Annotated in this window: 13 protein-coding genes; 9 read left to right on the forward strand and 4 right to left on the reverse strand. The window is 58.8% G+C overall.

Features of this window, described 5'->3' with window-relative positions; genetic code table 11:
- Positions 1-14: 14 nt before the first annotated feature.
- Positions 15-1,268, reverse strand: coding sequence for a multidrug efflux RND transporter periplasmic adaptor subunit MexE (gene mexE / locus B7L09_RS01270; RefSeq protein WP_094467418.1), 1,254 nt, complete (start codon positions 1,266-1,268; stop codon positions 15-17).
- Between the two features lie 312 nt (positions 1,269-1,580).
- Positions 1,581-2,498, reverse strand: a complete 918-nt coding sequence (locus B7L09_RS01275; protein ID WP_094467419.1) for a LysR family transcriptional regulator — start codon at positions 2,496-2,498, stop codon at positions 1,581-1,583.
- A 269-nt stretch (positions 2,499-2,767) separates the two neighbouring features.
- Here B7L09_RS01275 and B7L09_RS01280 point away from each other — a divergent pair, with 269 nt between their 5' ends.
- The 4 genes from B7L09_RS01280 (at position 2,768) to pgm (ending at position 9,064) form a co-directional block, all read left to right on the forward strand.
- On the forward strand, positions 2,768-3,790 hold the full coding sequence (locus tag B7L09_RS01280; protein WP_094467420.1) for a zinc-dependent alcohol dehydrogenase family protein: 1,023 nt from the start codon (positions 2,768-2,770) through the stop codon (positions 3,788-3,790).
- A gap of 560 nt (positions 3,791-4,350) precedes the next feature.
- Positions 4,351-5,829: a hypothetical protein gene (locus B7L09_RS01285; protein ID WP_094467421.1), complete on the forward strand. Its 1,479-nt coding sequence runs from the start codon at positions 4,351-4,353 to the stop codon at positions 5,827-5,829.
- Between the two features lie 67 nt (positions 5,830-5,896).
- The gene (locus B7L09_RS01290; protein ID WP_094467422.1) at positions 5,897-7,297 is read left to right on the forward strand and encodes an aminotransferase-like domain-containing protein; all 1,401 of its coding nucleotides are present in this window, start codon (positions 5,897-5,899) and stop codon (positions 7,295-7,297) included.
- 120 nt (positions 7,298-7,417) lie between these two features.
- Positions 7,418-9,064 carry a phosphoglucomutase (alpha-D-glucose-1,6-bisphosphate-dependent) gene (gene pgm / locus B7L09_RS01295; protein ID WP_094467423.1) on the forward strand — a complete coding sequence of 549 codons (1,647 nt, stop codon included), beginning with the start codon at positions 7,418-7,420 and terminating at the stop codon, positions 9,062-9,064.
- Positions 9,065-9,242: 178 nt separating this feature from the next.
- Here pgm and B7L09_RS01300 read toward each other — a convergent pair whose 3' ends face one another.
- Positions 9,243-9,938: a pirin family protein gene (locus B7L09_RS01300; RefSeq protein ID WP_094467424.1), complete on the reverse strand. Its 696-nt coding sequence runs from the start codon at positions 9,936-9,938 to the stop codon at positions 9,243-9,245.
- A 279-nt stretch (positions 9,939-10,217) separates the two neighbouring features.
- Between B7L09_RS01300 and B7L09_RS01305 the strand changes: the two genes are divergently transcribed.
- Positions 10,218-12,692, forward strand: a complete 2,475-nt coding sequence (locus B7L09_RS01305) for a UvrD-helicase domain-containing protein (RefSeq protein ID WP_094467425.1) — start codon at positions 10,218-10,220, stop codon at positions 12,690-12,692.
- A 57-nt stretch (positions 12,693-12,749) separates the two neighbouring features.
- On the opposite strand, the gene B7L09_RS01310 is transcribed toward B7L09_RS01305, so the two are convergent.
- Positions 12,750-13,025, reverse strand: coding sequence for a DUF1652 domain-containing protein (locus B7L09_RS01310; protein WP_094467426.1), 276 nt, complete (start codon positions 13,023-13,025; stop codon positions 12,750-12,752).
- Positions 13,026-13,287: 262 nt separating this feature from the next.
- On the opposite strand from B7L09_RS01310, the gene B7L09_RS01315 reads away from it, so the two are divergent.
- The 4 genes from B7L09_RS01315 (at position 13,288) to B7L09_RS01330 (ending at position 17,081) form a co-directional block, all read left to right on the forward strand.
- Positions 13,288-14,103, forward strand: coding sequence for a helix-turn-helix domain-containing protein (locus B7L09_RS01315; RefSeq protein ID WP_094467427.1), 816 nt, complete (start codon positions 13,288-13,290; stop codon positions 14,101-14,103).
- A gap of 50 nt (positions 14,104-14,153) precedes the next feature.
- Positions 14,154-15,560: an NAD(P)/FAD-dependent oxidoreductase gene (locus tag B7L09_RS01320; RefSeq protein WP_094467428.1), complete on the forward strand. Its 1,407-nt coding sequence runs from the start codon at positions 14,154-14,156 to the stop codon at positions 15,558-15,560.
- 43 nt (positions 15,561-15,603) lie between these two features.
- Positions 15,604-15,945 carry a cupin domain-containing protein gene (locus B7L09_RS01325; protein WP_094467429.1) on the forward strand — a complete coding sequence of 114 codons (342 nt, stop codon included), beginning with the start codon at positions 15,604-15,606 and terminating at the stop codon, positions 15,943-15,945.
- A gap of 50 nt (positions 15,946-15,995) precedes the next feature.
- Positions 15,996-17,081, forward strand: coding sequence for a polyamine ABC transporter substrate-binding protein (locus B7L09_RS01330; protein ID WP_094467430.1), 1,086 nt, complete (start codon positions 15,996-15,998; stop codon positions 17,079-17,081).
- Positions 17,082-17,180 lie beyond the last annotated feature (99 nt).

A 17,180-nucleotide genomic window follows, 5' to 3' on the forward strand; every position in this document is an offset into this window, starting at 1 on the left:
GGAGTTGTCGTCCCTTAACCGCGTGGAGTCGCAGCAGCCAATTTCACAACCGAACCCGGCGCGACCTTGGCAGGTGCGACTTGGGGCAGGTTGCTGGCTTCCAGCGCTTGTCGTTGTTGTGCGAGTGCCGCGAGGGTTTGTTCGCTGGCCATCGGGATCACTTCAGGTGCAACCGGCGACCCCGGACGAACNCGCTGCAAGCCCTTCACGACGATGGTGTCGTCCTTGTTCAAACCGCTGCGTACGATGCGCAAGCCTTCGATCTTCGGCCCCAGTTCCACCGAGCGATAAGCCGGTTTGTTGTCGCCGTCCATCACCAGCACGAACTTCTTGCCCAGGTCGGTGCCGACCGCTTCGTCGTTGATCAACACAGCGGAGTAGGTGCCGCTGCCAACCAGCTTCAAGCGGGCATACAAGCCTGGTGTGTACTGTCCATCGGCGTTATCAAAGACTGCGCGACCGCGAATGGTGCCGGTTTTCGGGTTGACCTGATTGTCGACGAAGTTCATCACACCCTGGTGCGGGTTGCCGTCTTCGTTGGACAGACCGAGGTAGACCGGNGTGGTGGCGCCGCGACNGCCTTGGCGGGCCAGCTCGGTGTACTTGAGGTACACGCGCTCATCGGCGTCGAAGTAGGCGTAGACCTTGTCGGTGGAGACCACGCTGGTGAGTGCGGTGACGTCGGCGGTCACCAGGTTGCCGGCGGTGATTTCGGCACGGCTGACGCGGCCGCTGATGGGTGCGGTAACACGGGTGAAGCTCAGGTTCAGCTTGGCCAGGTCCAGTTGCGCCTGAATCCCGGCGACAGCGGCGCGGGCTTCCTGGGCAGCGCTGGTGCGCGAGTCAGCAAGTTCAGCAGAGATTGCGTTGCTGGTGCGTAAGCGTTCGCCACGCTGGGCTTCATTTTCACTGCGGGTGGCGTTGGCACGACCTTGGGCAACCAGTGCTTCGAGGCGGCGGACCTCGGCCTGGAAGGGGCGTGGGTCAATCTGGAACAGCAGGTCGCCTTTCTTGACCAGTGCGCCTTCGGTGAAGGCCACTTCATCAATCTGACCGGAGACCCGTGGACGAATTTCTACGGTTTCTGGCGCTTCAAGGCGCCCGGTGAATTCGTCCCACTCATTGACCGGTTGTTCCAAAACCTTGGCGACGCTGACTTTGGCCGCGGGCATGGTAGCGGCAGACTCCGGAGCCTTGCCGCAGGCGCTCATCACCACCACGGCCAAAATCGCCAGGGGGAAGCGCAAATGTTTGAGTGACTGTTCCATGAGGTGCATCCGCCAATGTATTTGAGATGGGCGGATCATGCGCGGCGAGGTGCTATGTCACGAATCGAATGAAGCAAAGGTAACTATCATTCGGAATGATATAAGTCTGAAGCCAGCCCTCTAGCATGCGCCTTACATTGGACGGCGATCAATTGGGTTGATGACAATTCTGTGTTGCGGAGAATGCAAGGGATTGGCTTGAAACCGAGTCGCGGCCTTCGCGGGCAAGCCACGCTCCCACAGGGACATGCATTCCATTGTAGGAGCGGGCTTGCCCGCGAAGAGGCCATCAGCCTCAACAAAGCTTCAGGATCAGGCCAGGCTATCCGGATCCCCAAAGAACATCTGAATCCTTGACCGCAGCCAGCGCTCACCCGGGTCATTATCCTGCGACCCACGCCACGCCATGTGCAATTCAAAACTACGCACCGGCAACGGCGGATCTTCAGCCCGCACACCGCCTGCCGCCGTCAACGCGTCAGCAGTGTAGTCCGGCACCGTAGCGACGATATCAGTCCCGCTGATGAGCGTGCTGAGCCCGTTGAACTGCGGTACCGCGAGTACCACATGACGTTTACGCCCAAGCTTTTCCAGTTCTTCATCTATAAAGCCGCTCAGGTCACCGGCAAACGACACCAGCGCATGGGGGCGGGCGCAGAAGTCATCCAGGCTCAATGGCCCCGGCACCGTATCGGCNCGCAGCAGTTTCGGCAGGCTGCGACGCAGCACTTTGCGCTTGGCATTGGCCGGCAGGTCGGCGGTGTAGCTGACGCCGATGGAGATCTCACCGGAGGCCAGGAGACTCGGCATCAGGATGTAGTTGGCCCGCCGCACCACCAATACGATCCCCGGCGACTCCGCACGCAAACGCTTGAGCAGCATCGGCAGCAGCGCGAACTCGACATCGTCCGACAGGCCGATACGAAACACCGCCGTGCTGGTGGCCGGGTCGAACTCGGCGGCACGGCTCACGGCGGTGGAAATCGAGTCCAGGGCCGGGGAGAGCAGGGCGAAGATTTCTACAGCGCGTGCCGACGGCTCCATGCTGCGCCCGGTGCGCACAAACAGCGGGTCATCAAACAGCCCGCGCAGACGCGACAAGGCCGCACTGATGGCCGGCTGGCCGAGGAACAGCTTCTCGGCGGCGCGGGTCACGCTGCGCTCATGCATCAAGGTTTCGAATACGATCAAGAGGTTAAGGTCGACACGACGCAGGTCGTTACGGTTCATCTTGTGTCCTGGAAGAGTCATCAAGCTTGACGAGAGCGGCCATATGAGAACAATGGCCGGCATGAATCTTACGGGGAAAGGCTGCTACTCTGCACCGAATAATTCAGTTTCCCTTGATCGGCTGCTCCAGATTTTTACGACAACCGTTGATCCAATGGATGCTGCGGAATCAATGACAGGCATGTCGACTATTAATAGCGACNGATGGCCTTAGCTGGAAAGCCCAGATAGAGTTCATGGCATTAGAGGTTACTTTGACGAGGTTTGCGATGTCCCGCACGATCCGTTTTCACAAGTTTGGTCCGGCCGAGGTGCTCAAATGCGAAGAGCATGCAGCCGCACAGCCCGCACCGGGCGAAGTGCAGGTGCGTGTCGAAGCGATTGGCATCAGCTGGTATGACATTTTGTGGCGCCAGAACCTGGCCTCATCCCACGCTCGCCTGCCTTCTGGTCTTGGCCATGAAATGTCCGGCGTCGTCACGGCGGTCGGCGAAGGTGTCGATGACCTGGCAGTCGGTGACAAGGTCGCCAGCTTCCCGGCTGAAAGCCCCAACGACTATCCGGTCTACGGCGAGCAGATCGTTCTGCCTCGTTCGGCACTGACCCGTTATCCGGACGTCTTGAGCCCGATTCAAGCCAGCGTGCACTACACGCCGCTGCTGATTGCCTACTTTGCGTACATGGATCTGGCGCGGGTCAAGCCCGGTCAATTTGCCTTAGTGACCGACGCCAGCCACTGCGCCGGTCCCTCGTTCGTACAACTGGGCAAGGCCTTGGGTGTGCGGGTGATTGCCGCGACCAAGACCGCTGAAGAACGTGAATACCTGCTGTCGCTGGGTGCCGAAAAAGTAATCGTCACCGAGGAAGAAGATCTGCTCATGCAGATCAACAAGTACACCGATAACCGCGGCGTGGATGTGGTGTTCGATGGCTTGGGCGGTCCGCAGATGTCACTGCTCGGCGATGTGCTCGCGCCTCGTGGCAGCCTGGTGCTGTACGGCCTGCAAGGTGGTAACCAGACGCCGTTCCCGGCCTGCGCAGCGTTCCAGAAGAACATTCAGTTCTTTGTTCACTGTATCGGCAACTTCACCGGCAAGCCGGAGCTGGGCATCATCCAGGACCAGGTCGCCCTGCAGCGTGCCTTGCGTGACATCAACCAGCTGACCGCTGACCGCGTGCTGCTGCCGCTCAAGACTCGGGTCTTCCCGTTTTCCGAGTTTGTCGAGGCGCACCGCTACATGGACGAATGCCCGTGTCGCGAACGGGTTGCACTCCAGGTCGAACCTGCGTAACACCGCTGAAAAAAGTCCGTGCTTGCACGGACTTTTGCATTTCCCCCTCCGAAAATCCGAGACGTTCCGTCAATCTGCGACGGGTCAGTTCAGCAACTGAACTGGTTTTTGCTCTCAATCTGTATCTTCTAATCACCCTATAAGCCCCGATAATTGAATGATTACTTTCATCTCAAGGAATGAGCTATGGCTGGGTATTGGATAAATACGTTTCTTCGCGCTCCGGCAATACAAACTCAACAAATAGCGTGTTATCGATCAATTACTGAAAAATTAATGGCGACTTCTTTCTTTATTTCTCGTGCTACCTGTCTGTGGGACGCTGTCGGACATTTCCTAGGATCCCTCATGCAGTCGCAGGACGCTTGTTCTGCGGGGCTTTCATGCAATCGTGAGCGGGCGAGCTCACAAATAAGCTCGATTCATTTCAAATAATTACTCAAAACTAAGTGTTAGCATTTGATATCAGGCGCAACACTTTAATCATGTCAGTCAGCCGTTTGCGCAATGCATACAGTTGTTTGCGTGACATCGAACCTATGCGTAACAGGTAAACAATGATGACCCATACCCATGAACAGGCAATGAACTATGTTTATCAGCAAGTATTGCAGCGATTGTTGAGTTTTTTCTCGCGCGCGGAGCGTACGGCATTGCAGCTGATGATTCAGCGTCTGGTGGTCTCCGCAGGTGGCATGGACCGTATCGGCGAATACAAGGTGTTGGCGATCCAGTCCGGGACCCGCGACTGTTGCTACACGCTTGCATTGCTGCGCGCCGCACAATTGAGCATCGCCGGCCGGGCACCTGCGACGTTCCAGCTGCGAGTCGCGACCTTGCGCACGAACGGCGCAAGCCCGACGGCCCTTGAAAACATCCATCGCAGTTGCAGTGCGCTGTTTCTCTACGACGATCCTCGGGTCGACGTGGTGATGGTCGATAACCGGGAAGTCTTGCCGTTCACCCACCAGGCGCCGGTTTCCGATGCGGGCCGCGAGTCGAACCGTCTCAATCTGTTGATGATTGGTCACCGGCGAAACTGGAACGGACCGCTCGACCTGTGGGATGACGGGTACCTGGCAGCGGGCGAGTTTCATGGGCAAATCTGCCGTTGGGACCGAGGCGTCGATGCGTTGGTCAGCAGCGATACACCTCGTCAGCAAAAGCAGTTCATGCATGGATTGACCCGTGCGGCACAAAAGGCCGGTCTCAAGGCATCGAATTACCCTGAATCCGGTTACGAGGAGCTGTTCGCACGACTGGATGAACTGGGCAGCGATTGCTACCGCGAGTTTTATCCTGAACATGCGCAGGCCGAGTGGCGGCCGACTGAATCATTTGAGGCGTGTCGGCGCACGACCTTCATCGATATTCACGACATGCTGGTCAGCAATCTGGAAGATCGCTGGCCACTGCTCACCGATTTCCTCGGGTTTCAGCCTGACGAGCTGGCGGCCCAGCTCAGCGATGACGAATTCGTCAGCCTATCGATTTCCGCGCACGTTCGGGGGCTGGAGGCCTGTTTTGTTCATGGGCGTACCTATGAAGCAGGCGTTGCTGAATATGTACAGCGGGCCTTGGTCATGATGCGTCGCAAACAACTTCCCGAGCGTTTTTGCGAGCAGGCAACGGAGACGTTCGGTAACCCGACGACAATGTCCGACCAGCGTGCATTGGCGGCGGCCGAGGCCCAGAAAAGCCTCGGCTTGAGCGAAGCTCAACTGGTGTGCTTGCTGTTCGCGCCCTTTGTCGAGAGCGGCGCCTCGCTTGAACGTTTTCTGCGCCAATGCCACCCCGGCATGCTCGTGGCGTTGCCCGATCTGCACCGGGCGATGCAGGGCAAGCCGGCGCCCGAGCAGGTGCTGCAATGGATGGTTGACGTCAGCGGGTTGCCCGTCAACTTGATCGGCACGCTTTACCGGATGGGGCCGGTGGCGGAGAGCGAGAGGCCGGGCCCGGAAGCCGGTGATGAGAATGAGCATGCACTGGGCCTCGACGCGGGCAACGCCGCAAGTGGCGAACGGTCAACGGGTCGTTGAAAATGCTCGGGGTTACCGCGTTCATCCACCCACCCCACGCGGCGCGTGGCGTGTTCGGTCATAACCCATGAAAGGACCCCGCGAAACCGACTTTGCCTACCAGGCGGTGTACCGTTACCTGACTAACCTCATCAACGAGCCCGTCAGCGACACGCGGGTCCGCCTCCCTTCTTTAAGGCAATTGGCGGACCGTCTGAGCGTATCGATTTCGACGATTCAGTACGCCTATTCGCTGCTGGAAAAAGAAGGGCGGGTGTATTCGGTCGCCAAATCCGGCTATTACGCGCTGCCCGTGTCGTCCATTCGCCCGCTCAGCAGCGGCAATGACCTGCTCGAGACGGTTTATGTGAACGCCAGACGGCCGGGAATGCTGGTGTTGAGCGCGGATGAACCGGCGTTGCTGCAGCCCCTGGACAGCCCGTTATTGCTGCTTGAAAGAGAGCTGCTGCGTCAGTATCCGCGTCCGCCGCAACCGACTTCACAGCCTTGCGGTGAACTGGAACTGCGCGCTGCATTGGCGGCACGCTATACCTCGTCTCCGGCACGTTGCTGGCACGCCGATGATGTCTATATCGGCGCCGATTTGCGTGGCGTCCTGGAAATACTGATCGCCGTGCTGTGCCTCAAAGACGCCACGGTCGTCGTCGAGTCTCCCTGCGACTGGATGATCCTGCGCTTGCTCCAGGACGCTGACGTCCAGGTCATCGAGTTGCCCTTGCAAGCCAATGGCGGCCTAGACCTTGAGCAGCTCAAGCAACTGCTGGAGACCAAGCCGGTGCGGCTGGTCATGCTTTCTTCCGGCCTCAACATGCCGCGTGGCAGCGTGGCTTCCCACAGCAACAAGCAGTCAACCGCTGAACTTCTGGAGCGTCATGGCAGTTGGGTGTTGGAGAACGACTGCTACGGCGAACTCGCATTCGAGCCCGACGGCCTGCGGTTTCGCGATCTGCTGAACCCGGATCGGCTGATCGTTTTCTCCACTTTTGAAAAATCCATCGGGCCGGAAGCGCCTTATGGTTATCTGCTCTCGCGGCAATTGAGCGTCGAACTGCAGCGGCATTTCCTGTTGCGTTCATTCCGGTTGTCGCCTATTCGCCAGAAAGCCATCGCACGGCTATACAGCAATGGACGAATCGATCAGCACTTGCTGGTGTTGCGGCGGCTGCTCAAGGACCGAAAGGTGCATATGACCCAGCTGTTGCAGGAGCGTCTGGGGGATGCCTTGCACTTTGTCGAACCCTTGGGCGGTGCGACGATCTGGGTCCGGTCGTTGCGTCAGGTCGATGTGCGTCGGGTGTTCCAGCGCCTGCTCAGGCACCAGGTGGTGATTGCGCCAGGAGAGCTGTTCAGCCTGCAGGGGTTGCACGCGCAACACCTGCGACTGAGCCATACCTTCGGCGGCGACCACGACCTCGCGGCGGCCATGGGTTTGTTGGGCGATGCCTTGCGCCTGGAATCGATCGATTGAGCACGTGCGGGGCTTTGGCGATTGATAACATTTCGCTCGGGATCGATAACGTCGCGCTGCGGTCAAACTGCCAGTAAACTGCGTTCCTATTCCTGAACCACTCTATTCCAGAGGTTTTGCATGACACTCAGTCCTTTTGCGGGCAAACCGGCCCCAGCTCAGTTGCTGGTGGATATCCCGCGACTGGTCACGGCCTATTACACCGGCCAGCCTGATGCAGCGATCTCTACCCAACGCGTAGCCTTCGGCACGTCCGGACACCGAGGCAGCTCGTTCGACCTGAGTTTCAACGAATGGCACGTTCTGGCGATCAGTCAGGCGATCTGCCTGTACCGCGAAGCCCAGGGCATCGACGGTCCGCTGTTTGTCGGTATCGACACTCACGCACTGTCCACCCCGGCCGGCGTCAGCGCCCTGGAAGTGCTGGCTGCAAACGGCGTCACTGTGATGATCGCCGAAGGCGATGAATACACGCCGACCCCGGCCATTTCCCACGCGATTCTTTGCTACAACCGCGGCCGTACCTCGGGCCTGGCGGACGGTATCGTCATCACCCCATCGCACAATCCGCCGCAAAGCGGTGGCTACAAATACAACCCCACCAACGGCGGACCGGCCGATACCCACGTGACCAAGTGGATCGAAGCCAAGGCCAACGAGCTGCTGGCCAACAAACTGGCCGGGGTCAAACGCATCACCCACGANCAGGCACTGAAGGCCAGCACGACCCATCGTCACGATTACCTCAACACCTACGTCGCCGACCTGATCAACGTGATCGACTTCGACGCCATCCGTGATGCCAAGCTGCGCCTGGGTGTCGATCCGTTGGGTGGCGCAGGGGTGCGCTACTGGTCGGCAATTGCCGAGCACTACCGTTTGAACCTCGATGTGGTGAACACCGAAGTGGACGCCACGTTCCGCTTCATGACGGTCGACTGGGACGGGCAAATCCGCATGGACCCCTCGTCGAGCCATGCCATGCAAGGCCTGATCGGCCTGAAAGAGCGCTTTGACGTAGCGTTTGCCTGCGACCCGGATCACGATCGCCATGGCATCGTCACTCCGTCCGGTGGCCTGCTGGCACCGAACAACTACCTGGCAGTGTCCATTGATTACCTGTTCCAGAACCGTCCTGAATGGCGTGCTGACGCGGCCGTAGGCAAGACCGTGGTCAGCAGCGGCTTGATTGATCGCGTCGCCGCCCGTATCGGTCGTCGCCTGTACGAAGTGCCGGTCGGCTTCAAGTGGTTTGCCGATGGCCTGTTCGAAGGTTCGCTGGGCTTTGGCGGCGAAGAAAGCGCTGGCGCCTCGTTCCTGCGTAAAGACGGCACCGTGTGGAGCACCGACAAGGACGGCTTGATCCCGGCTTTGTTGGCGGCGGAGATGACCTCGCGCAAAGGTCGCGACCCGAGCCAGGCCTACCGAGCGTTGACCGACGAGCTCGGCGAACCGTTCTCGGTGCGCGTCGACGCCAAGGCCAACCCTGAACAGAAGGCCTTGTTGAGCAAGCTGTCACCGGATCAGGTCACCTCGACCCAACTGGCGGGCGAAACGATTCAAAGCATCCTTAGCCATGCGCCGGGTAATAACCAGGCCATTGGCGGTTTGAAAGTGATGACCGAAAACGGCTGGTTCGCCGCGCGGCCATCGGGCACCGAGGATATCTACAAGATCTACGCTGAAAGCTTTGTGAGTGATGACCATCTCAAGCAGTTGGTTGCAGAGGCGCAGACGTTGGTGGATGGCGCTATTTCTGCGAAGTGATTGAAGGCCCCATCGCGGGCAAGCCCGCTCCCACAAGGAGTGCTTAAAACCCTGTGGGAGCGAGCTTGCTCCTGTGGGAGCGAGCTTGCTCGCGATAGCGTCAGTGCAGTCACCATCGATCATGAAAAAAGGGGCGACCATTACTGGTCGCCCCTTTTTTTGCCCTGCATTTACCCGATCAAGCCAGATCCACCAACACGATTTCACTGTCCTCGATCGCGGTAACCCGCAACACCTGCTCATCCGCCACTGCGACGCCGTCTCGAGCTTGTGCACGCAGGCCATTGACTTCAATGACTCCCGTAGCCGGAACCAGATAAGCGCGACGGCCACTGTCCAGGCGATATTCGGCGGACTCACCGGCCTTCAGGTTCGCGGCCACCAGCCGTGCATCGGCACGGATTCGCAGGCTTTGATCGTCGCCGGCCTTGCCGCTGGCCAACGTCACGAAGCCTTCACGCTGGCCTTTCGGGAAAGGCTTGGCGCCCCAAGAGGGCGGCAAGCCGGCTTCATTCGGGATGATCCAGATCTGGAAAATCTTGGTCGGCGTGGCTTCCAGGTTGTATTCGCTGTGGGCAATCCCGGTGCCGGCGCTCATTACCTGCACGTCGCCAGCCTCGGTACGGCCCTTGTTGCCCAGGTTGTCTTCGTGGGTAATTGCACCTTCACGAACATAGGTGATGATTTCCATGTCTCGGTGCGGATGTTTCGGAAATCCGGTGCCCGAGGCAATCACGTCGTCGTTCCATACCCGCAGGTTGCCCCAATTCATGCGTTTCGGGTCGTGGTACTCGGCGAACGAAAAGTGGTGATGCGCATCCAACCAGCCATGGTGGGCGCCGCCCAGGGAGTTGAAAGGTCTGAGTTCAAGCATGATCGTCTCCTGAAAAGGTTCGTCATGGGGCAGAGCGCCGAGCCACGAAACGAGAACCGGTGGTTGATGGCGGGCATCATCTATCAGGCACCAATCGATAAAAAGCGTAAAAAATGCCTCAATATGATCGATTAAGTTGATATCAAATAACCTCGAAACATTCTCACCCAGCCTTCACTTCATCGTATAAGCCAATGACCTGTAAGCATTTCACTAGAACTTAACGGCAAATACGGACACCATAGCCCTCAACAGCCTCACACCCTGGAGTCAGTCCGCGTGCCGCAACACACCCCCGATCTTCCTCCCGAACTCCGTCCCCTGGCCGAGATGCCACTGCTCAAACGCCTGGCCGCCCGATTCTTTGGTCATGGCCTGACCCGTCTGCGTGCGCAACACCGTGCATCGTGGCTGCACGGGCAAGCCGATGGTTTTCGCAGCGGCCACAGCGCCGGGGTGGATTACGGCTATAAGGAAGGGAAAGCCGAGGGGCTGGAAGAAGGCCGGCAGGTGCTGTTGATCCGTGATTCGCGTTCGACCGAGCACAGGCCGCCTAATGTCGACGACAATTTGTTCGACGATTGGCGCCTGCCCTTGAGCGCCGAGGTGAAGAAGCGCATGAAGGCTGATGTGGCGCGCTTGCTGCCGGCNCATGCCCAGCCAAGCGCCGCCCANTGGAAGATGATCTTCAGCGACACGCCTTCGACGTCGGTAATTGCCGGGGCTGGCGCGGGCAAGTCNACCTCGCTGGTGCTGCGCATACTGCTGCTGACCCATTACTTGGGCTTTGAGCTGAGCTCGATGACCGTGGTGACGTTCACCCGCGAGTCGCGCAAGGACTTCATCAACAAGCTCATGGAAATNCTTGCATTGTGGGGCCGGGCGCTGAGCCTCAAAGAGGCGCGGGATCTGGTGCGTACCTTCCACTCGCGCATCCTGCCAATGGTTCGCAGCCTGCCGGGCTTCGAACGCCTGCAAGCGTTCGAAAACCTCAGTAATCGCGCGCAAAACGGCGACGAGGAGGTCGACAGCAATCCCTTCGACCTGCGCATCAACGACGCCCAGCGACAGCAACTCAATGCCTGTTTCCACAGCCTGCACATCCGTGATGAGCGTTTTCGCGAGCTGATCAAGCCGTTGTCCCGTCACGCACTGCAACTCAAGGAGCTTGAGCGCGATCACCCCGATGTGCAGAAGCGCATGGCGGTGACCGAGTTGGCGGCCAAGCGTGATGAAGAGCTTTGCGACACCATTGAAGATCTGTGGTTTCGAGCCGGCGCTTGGCCAATCAAAGGCATTGAGCCCAATCGGCAGGCCTTCGACATCAACGGGTCGACTTTCCATTGTCACGGCTACATTCCCACGCTGGACGCCTGGGTAGTACTCGGATTTGACCCCCGGGAAAATCCACAAGTCAGCCGCCCGAATGCCAAGTTAACGGTTCGTGCGGAATGGGCGGTGAAGCGAACCCTGTTTCAAGCTTTCTGTCGTAAGCCTTTGATATGGCTGGATAGTTACGAAGCTTCAAAGCGCATGTTGGCTTCGCTGGCAGGGGATGCCAGTGCCGGACCGGGCTTCGATTACAAGGTCAAGGGTGAGTTGGGGTCAGCCCCCTTGCTGGACTGTTTTGTGGCTGCCGCCGGGTTTATCGAGAACCTGGGCCTGGATGTTCCGAATGCGGTTGGCCAGATGAGTTTCGCCAAGGATGACCCGGACCGGCATTTCTTCGAGGCTCTGAGCCTGTTCTGGCGCGCGCTGGAAGATCATTTGCTCGATCAAAAGCCACCGGTGATGACCTACAACCGAATGTTTGCCTTATTCAGCGAGCACTCCCCGGAAAACCTGAAGCTGCTGAGCGATGAACTGCTAAGGCCGTTATCACATCTGATGATCGACGAATTTCAGGACGTATCACCGCAGATTGTCTCCTGGATTCGTGCCAGCCTCGCGGAGATCCGCAGTCGCGGCCCGGCGATGCACGTGGGGCGAGGTGCGCAACGNTCGTCCTTGTTGTGCGTGGGCGATGACTGGCAGTCGATTTATGGTTGGCGCGGTAGCTCGCCCAAGTATTTTATGGCGTTCAACAAGGAATTCCCGTCGCCGAGCACCACCCGCGTGATGCTCAGTGAGAATTACCGCAGCCATCAGCACATCATCGATGCGGCCGAGCATATCGTCCGCGCAGCGCCGTCGATCGCTGGAAAGAAGGCCAAGGCCAGCGGTGAGCCCAAGGCGCTGTTGCCGGTGAGCGTCATGGATCGGGACGATCAGGGCATGGCTCAACGCCTGATCCAGCATTACCGTCAAGGTGATTCCATCTTGATGCTTTATCGAAAAAGCAGCGATAAGTTATTGATTGAGCAGCATATTCAGTCGGTAGTTAATGTGGATTCTAGNTTGCCGTATGAAGCTCGGCGCATCAAACAGCTGACGTATCACAGCGCCAAGGGCTTGCAGGCCGACGCAGTGTTCTTGCTCGGTGATTGTCAGCACCTGACCAGTTCTCCCTACAAGAATCAGGTATACCGGATGGCGGGTCTTGGCAAGACGGGCGACAACGAGCCATACGACAACGCGCAGAAAGACGAAATCCTGCGACTGGCTTACGTCGGCATCACGCGGGCGGTGAGTCATTGCTACTGGTATGTCGATGGGCAGGACACTCAGGCGGCGAATATGCCCAAGGCTTCTGACCGGATTGGCAAGGACAAGCCATTCTTCGCTGATCACCGTCAGGGTCAGGCACCGGCCTGAACCCGAGCCCACAAAAAAAGCCCACATGATGTGGGCTTTTTGTTGAGTGGTTGACCTTCAGGCATAACTCTTGAGGGCCACGGGAGGAATGAAACACTCAAGTTCGTCTTCCACGGCTTCGATTATTCGTTCTACGTCCGCGGCATTCATCACGGTTGCGCAAGGAATGCCTGCAATGGCGATCATGGTCTCGCCACTGGCGCGGTCAAACAGACGGGCGACCATACTGCCAGGGGCGTCCATGCTCGCCTCGAATCCCATGGGATGAAAATGCCAGCGCATCAGCTGGCAGGCGTTTGGAAACGTAACTTTGCTGAAAGACCCTTTATTCATGTGTTGCCCGCCTTCTTCATCGAGCGCTTCCTTTAGCTCATGTTAGGAGGGAAGAGCCTTCAATGGCTCAACCGGTGACTGCCTTTAAAAGTAGCATCCAGATGTGAAAACCATGTGATTTTTTTCAGTCCGTTTGGCGATTGCTACCGTTTTTTTGATGTGGATCACGTGCCGGGCCTTGCTCGGCGTTACGGCGATTCGGTCTGGTCATTGAAGCCGTGGCCGAACTTCGGCAAGCTCGGTTTTTTTCGTCGAGTTCCTTATGCACGCCGATGATGATGGCCCGCTGCAAACCCAGGTCACGGGCGAGACGGTCATGCGCTACCACTTGTGCTGGAAACACCGGGATCTGGACGGTGTCATGGCGCTTTATCACCCGGACATTCAGTACAACGATTTTTTCCAGAACCGTGTCATGGGCCTGGATGAGTTGCGCGAGTACGTGCGCGGCAGCATGCCGCGTAACCCGGACGAGGCGCTGGAGCATTCCGATCGCATACGCCTGGACGGCAACACTGCGTTCATCCAGTACCAGATGACCTTGCGCGGCGGCGAAGGGCTGGTGTCGTTCCGTTCCAGTGAAGCGATCACGGTGCGCGACGGGTTGATCTGGCGGGTCAACGAATACGCGTCCCTCGTGCGCGAACAACCGCAAAGCAACACCGCTGCGAACTTGCGCCCGGCCGCCAGCCGGCTCGGGCTTTCACCGCGCCAGCTGAGTTTCATGGCTGACGACCTGCAACAGTATTTCCAGCGCCAGCAGCCTTATCTGGACCCCGAACTCGACCTGCAACGGGTGGCGCAGGAGTGCGGGTACAGCCGCAATCAAATTTCCTATCTGCTGAATCAAGTGTTGGGCCAGAGCTTCTATCGCTACGTTAACCAGGCACGGCTGCAGCATTTGCTCGCGGCGCTGGACGCCGCCACGCCACCGTTGCGCGTTGATGAGCTGGCATTTTCCGCTGGCTTCAACTCGTTGTCGGCGTTCTACAGTTGTTTCCGCCAGCACACAGGGCTGTCGCCCAAGGCTTACGTCAAACAAATTTCTTTGCGTGCACGCGCGCACGACAGCCCCTGAGCCCACGCACTAGGATCGACGCCATCGAAGTTTGAGTGGCGGAGTCTGGCATGTCGGCGTGGCGCACTATCAGTTTGTGGATGGATCAACTCGACGAGCCGTTGCTGGCGCGTCCAGCGCTGGAGCACGATCTGGACGTTGACGTGGCCATCATTGGCGCGGGCTACACCGGGCTCTGGACCGCGTATTACCTCAAGCGTCTGGCGCCAGGCCTGGACATTGCCATCGTCGAAGCGCAAACCGCCGGTTTTGGCGCGTCGGGCAGAAACGGCGGCTGGCTGATGGGCAACTTGCTGGGTGAAGACCGTCTGTTGGCTGGTTTGCCGCCGGACCAGCGTCGAGCCTCTTTCGATCTGCTGCACAGCATTCCTGATGAAGTCGAGATCGTCATCGAACGGGAGGGCATTGACTGCGATTATCGCAAAGGCGGGGTGCTGTACTGNGCCGCGCGTTATCCCGAGCAAGAAGGCAGCCTGCGGCGTTACCTGGACAAGCTTTACCGCCAAGGCCTGACCGAAAGCGATTACCGCTGGCTCAGCCCGGAGCAACTGGCGCAACAGATCAGAGTTGCGAAGCCTTATGGCGGTATCTATGCACCGCACGTTGCGACCATTCACCCGGCAAAGTTGGTGCGAGGTCTGGCAGAAACGGTCGAGCGCATGGGTGTCAAAATCTACGAAAACAGCGCGGTCACGCAGTGGCAGTCGGGGAGTTTGCGTACTGCCAAGGCCCAGATTCGCAGTCGCTGGATCGTGCCGGCGGTAGAAGGTTATTCGGTCACGTTGCCACCCCTTGGTCGCTATCAGTTACCGGTGCAAAGCCTGATTGTCGCCACCGAACCCCTGTCTGCCGCGACCTGGGACGAAATCGGCCTGAGTCGCGGCCAGGCGTTCAGCGAAAGCAGCCGACAGGTCACCTACGGCCAGCGCACGGCCGACAACCGTCTGGTGTTCGGCGCCCGGGGCGGCTATCAGTTTGCCGGCAAGTTGCGCCATGACTTTGACTTGACCACCAGCGAAGTGGAGTTGCGGCGCTACCTGTTCGGCGAACTCTTTCCGCAACTCAAGAACGTGCAGATTACCCACGCGTGGGGCGGCAACCTGGGCATGTCCCGGCACTTCAAGCCACACATGCTCTGCGATCAGGCCAGCGGCATTGCCTTGTCCGGCGGTTATGGCGGGGAGGGCGTAGGCGCCACCAACCTGGGCGGTAGAACCCTGGCGGATCTGATTCTTGAGCGCGACACCGAACTGGTTCGCCAGCCTTGGGTCATGCCTCAAGGCGGTCTGGACACGCTCCGGGCCTGGGAGCCGGAGCCCTGCCGCTGGCTGGGTTACAACGCGATCATCCGCAGCTTCGTCCACGAAGACCAGACCCTGGCCAACCCGGCCACGGCTCCTTGGCGCCGCAAACTGGCGAGCAAGGTGGCGGGGTTCATGGAAGGTTTCATGCAGTAAACGGCGCGTTCTTCATCTATAGGCTCAATCGACAGGTACTCCCATGGGCATCACGCAATTCAAGAACACCGCAACATTGGAACTGGAAGCGTCGAACCCCGTCGCCGTGCCGTTGGGAGCGCCGGTGGCGGTGGCTTCGACCACCAGCGTCGAACGCNACGACGGCGTCGAAACCGGCATCTGGGCATGCACGCCAGGGCGCTGGCGTCGGCAGATCAAATCCCAGGAGTTTTGCCACTTTATCCAGGGCCGCTGCACCTTCACCCCCGACAACGGTGAAGTCGTCCACCTACAAGCCGGCGATGCACTGATGTTGCCGGCCAACAGCACCGGGGTCTGGGATATCCAGGAAACCGTGCGCAAGACCTACGTTTTGATTTTTTGATTTTGACCTTTTGATTGCCTGCCAAAAACAACCCATACAGGAATCGACTCATGATCCGAAAGACACTGACCCTGGCACCCCTTGCGCTTGTCGCTTCCCTCAGCCACGCCGCCGAGACCGTCAAGATCTACAACTGGTCGGACTACATCGCACCGGACACCACCAAGAACTTCCAGAAAGAAACCGGCATCGGTTTCACCTACGACGTGTACGACAGCAACGAAACCCTCGACGGTAAGTTGATGACCGGCAAATCCGGCTACGACGTGGTGTTCCCGTCCAACCATTTCATGGCACGGCAGATTCAGGGCGGGGCGCTGAAGAAGCTCGACAAGAGCCAGCTGCCGAACTGGAAGAACCTCAACCCGGTATTGCTCACGGCATTGCAGAACAACGACCCGGGCAATACCCATGGCTTCCCGTACCTGTGGGGCAGCACCGGCATTGGCTACAACATCGACAAGGTCAAGGCGGTACTGGGCGACAACGCGCCAGTGGACTCCTGGGACTTGATCTTCAAGCCCGAAAACATGGCCAAGTTGCAGAAGTGCGGGGTCGCGATCCTCGACAACGGCCCGGAACTGCTGCCGGCCGCGCTCAACTACCTGGGCTTGCCGCACCACAGCAAGAAGGCCGAGGACTACAAAAAGGCTGAAGCGCTGCTGATGAAAGTCCGGCCCTACGTCAGCTATTTCCACTCATCCAAATACACCAGCGACCTGGCCAACGGTGANATTTGCGTGGCCGTCGGGTTCTCCGGCGACATCCTGCAGGCCGAAAGCCGCGCCAAGGAAGCCAAGAACGGCGTGAACATTGGCTACAGCATTCCCAAGGAAGGCGCGGCCATCTGGTTCGACATGGTCGCCATGCCCGCCGATGCGCCTGACGAAAAAGCCGGTTATGCGTTCATGAACTACCTGCTGCGCCCGGACGTGATGGCCAGCATCACCAACTATGTGCGCTACGCCAACGGCAACGCGGCGGCCGATAGCCTGGTGGACCCGGCGATCAAAGCCGACACCAAGGTGTACCCGAGCCCGGAAATGATGGGCAAGTTGTTCGCGCTGGAGGCGATGCCGCTGAATATCGACCGGATTCGGACGCGGGTGTGGAACAAGATTCGGACGGGGAGTTGAGGGTTCATATTTTGTAGTCATTGCGGCGGGTCTGGCTTGATGCCGACGCGGTAGATTCCGGGCTTCCTTTCAGTGGATCAGGAGGCAATGGAATGCCTG

This window comes from Pseudomonas mandelii (genome assembly GCF_002251635.1).
Lineage (GTDB): Bacteria > Pseudomonadota > Gammaproteobacteria > Pseudomonadales > Pseudomonadaceae > Aquipseudomonas > Aquipseudomonas mandelii_B.

Excerpts from the sequence above, each read along its gene's own strand:
- B7L09_RS01310 (WP_094467426.1), bottom strand. The coding sequence starts at position 13,025 with ATGAATAAAGGGTCTTTCAGCAAAGTTACGTTTCCAAACGCCTGCCAG.
- B7L09_RS01300 (WP_094467424.1), bottom strand. The coding sequence starts at position 9,938 with ATGCTTGAACTCAGACCTTTCAACTCCCTGGGCGGCGCCCACCATGGC.
- B7L09_RS01290 (WP_094467422.1), top strand. The coding sequence starts at position 5,897 with ATGAAAGGACCCCGCGAAACCGACTTTGCCTACCAGGCGGTGTACCGT.
- B7L09_RS01315 (WP_094467427.1), top strand. The coding sequence starts at position 13,288 with ATGCACGCCGATGATGATGGCCCGCTGCAAACCCAGGTCACGGGCGAG.
- B7L09_RS01280 (WP_094467420.1), top strand. The coding sequence starts at position 2,768 with ATGTCCCGCACGATCCGTTTTCACAAGTTTGGTCCGGCCGAGGTGCTC.
- B7L09_RS01285 (WP_094467421.1), top strand. The coding sequence starts at position 4,351 with ATGACCCATACCCATGAACAGGCAATGAACTATGTTTATCAGCAAGTA.